We start from the raw sequence: 2,286 nt of genomic DNA on the forward strand, positions 1-2,286 counted from the left end.
CCTCTCAACTAAGTGCTGGCGCGGACACCGTGTGGGGTCCGCTGGCGCAGCCCATCACAGCTCCCGCTGACCTCCCCGAGGGATCTCCCCCGTGGCGCGACAATGCGTGGCTTCCTTTTTGGGACGACGAGAACGGGATATACGGCACCGTCCATGTCTCGACCTCGCCGAACGCCGGCGCGCGCCAGGCGCGGTTCAGTCTGCAAACACCGAGCGGAACGATCGAGCTGATTGAACCTCTGGACCCGGGGAGCTTTGAGAGTAAATCCATCCGGCTGGATCTTGACACCGGTTTCACCATCTCTACCCCGGAAGTGACGGCAGAACTTCGGTTCATGCCTYAGTTCGCGCGGGCCGACTTCGTCGGCGACGCCTCGCCAAAGGCGTTCGGCGGCTACGCCGAGACGGGAGCTCTCAAGCACTACCAGCAGGCGGCCTCGGTCGTTGGCTCGGTCAACCTCCGAGGACAGGAATCCGCGGTCGACGGATCCGGATTCCGCGATCGAACCTGGGGATTTCGTGACGAGACGATCGGGATGTCCGAGTACTTCGGGTTCATGTGGAAATTCGAAACCTTTGCCTTGAGTGTGATGAGGTTGTACGGCAGTGACGGCTCTGATCACGCAACGGGATTCCTGCTCGGCGATACCGCGACGCCGGTAGCCGGCGTCAGTTCGTTCACACGCGACGGCAGCGGACTGTTCGTCGAGGCAGAGATCGAGCTGGACTCCGGCGATCGGCTCACCGTGGCCTCGGTAGGCCGGCCAGCCGGACAGTGGGTTCCGATGGGGCCTCCGCGGACGGGCGCAGTGATGAGCGCCTACGACGAATTCCACACGTTCAGGACCGCGTCGGGGGAGGCCGGTGGAGGAATCGTCGAGCAGGGGTATGTCCGGCGGGGCGTCTGATCGGTCCGGACGAATTCGACTGCCGTCACTGCACATGGCACCGGCACTCGATTCGCCGAGCAGCGGCATATCAGCTTGCGGTACGGGTACGCCTCGCGTCGCACTCAGCTCGCCGACGTGACGCCGAGGGGCTAGCGGGATGGACTCGTCGACCGTCGCCCAGCATGGTGATGGCTACACAATCCCCGTCGATGCGACCGGCGTGTGGCAGGGTGAGGGCAAAGCGGTACGAGGCGGATCTCGGCACGGGACTGGGCCGAGTCCGAGGCCAGGGCAGCTCCCGGCATCACTCGGTGATGGCACTTATCGACGAGGGCATCACGTCAGCCGCGTAGAGGTCCCTAGCCGAAACGTCGTAAAAGTAGGGTGGCACTCAACTCGGCGAGCGTAGGTGGCGGGGTTCGTCGCCGGGGTGTGAGAGYGGGGCGGCGTGGTGTCGTGCCTCTTCCCGGCGGCGAACACCGCGGCGATTCCCCGAGCGTGCTCGAAGATGAATCGACTAAAGCGTACTGTTCTCGTGAATCTTCCGTTGAGTGTGAATAGTCGATGTAGGCACGCGGTTCGTTCTTGTAGGTTTGCTCGCTCATGAAATCCACTGCATGAAGGATTGTCAACTGTCCGGCGTATGGATTTCGCCGACTTCAGTCCCGAAGTAGCTCGTGTAGGTGAAGTCCAACTGGGAACTGGCCCCCTATTGCGGTTGAGTACGACATGGCGGTGATGCGGTGAAAATATTGCAGCGTGTCGGACGGTGTTCACCAGACGGCCACTAGAGGCAGTTGGGCTGCTTGGTCACCTCGCCGACCACACTCGTCCCATCCTCGATGCCTTCGATACTGTCCCGGCGACGGTTGATGAAACTGGTTGTCAAATAGTGGATGTTTCGGACGAAACCGAATTCGTCTGGCGGGAAGAAAGGTCCGGGTGGCTCGACCCGCTATCCACACCTCGAATGCGGTCGTAAGGCATTGGCTTCCAGCGTCGTTGATGCCGCTAATGAGCGTGCGTCCACCACCACGATTCATGAAGGTGGAACTTCCGGGCACCGCATGACGTGGGCACCGCTATGGCGTTGACACTCTGCAGTGAGGTAGCTAACATTGACGACATTACACACAACGTACTTTGTCTCGACGTCTGAGTTTGGTCTTCCTATGTCGTGGCTCTGCAGAACGCAAGTAGGCGTGTCGGTTTGAGGCAGGTAGGAACCCGTCTCTGCGCGAGGATTTAGCTGCGCATTGCGAGAGCTGACATTCAACGCCACATGCGGAGTCCCGAAGCGCTGCCCCGCGAGGGCTGGTAGCTCTCAGAAGTGATTCATTCAGTCGTACAGAATGCTGCAACTTGAGTATCGGATGGAAAGGAGTCAGGCTGATGG

Annotated in this window: 1 protein-coding gene; it reads left to right on the plus strand. The window is 60.8% G+C overall.

The features are described from left to right. Positions 1–908, plus strand: a 908-nt coding sequence (locus tag AC1DWT_RS50915) for a DUF7065 domain-containing protein (RefSeq protein WP_477926229.1), incomplete at its 5' end; no start/stop codon positions are given. Positions 909–2,286 lie beyond the last annotated feature (1,378 nt).

The sequence above is a fragment of the Rhodococcus sp. P4_B6 genome, assembly GCF_056402215.1.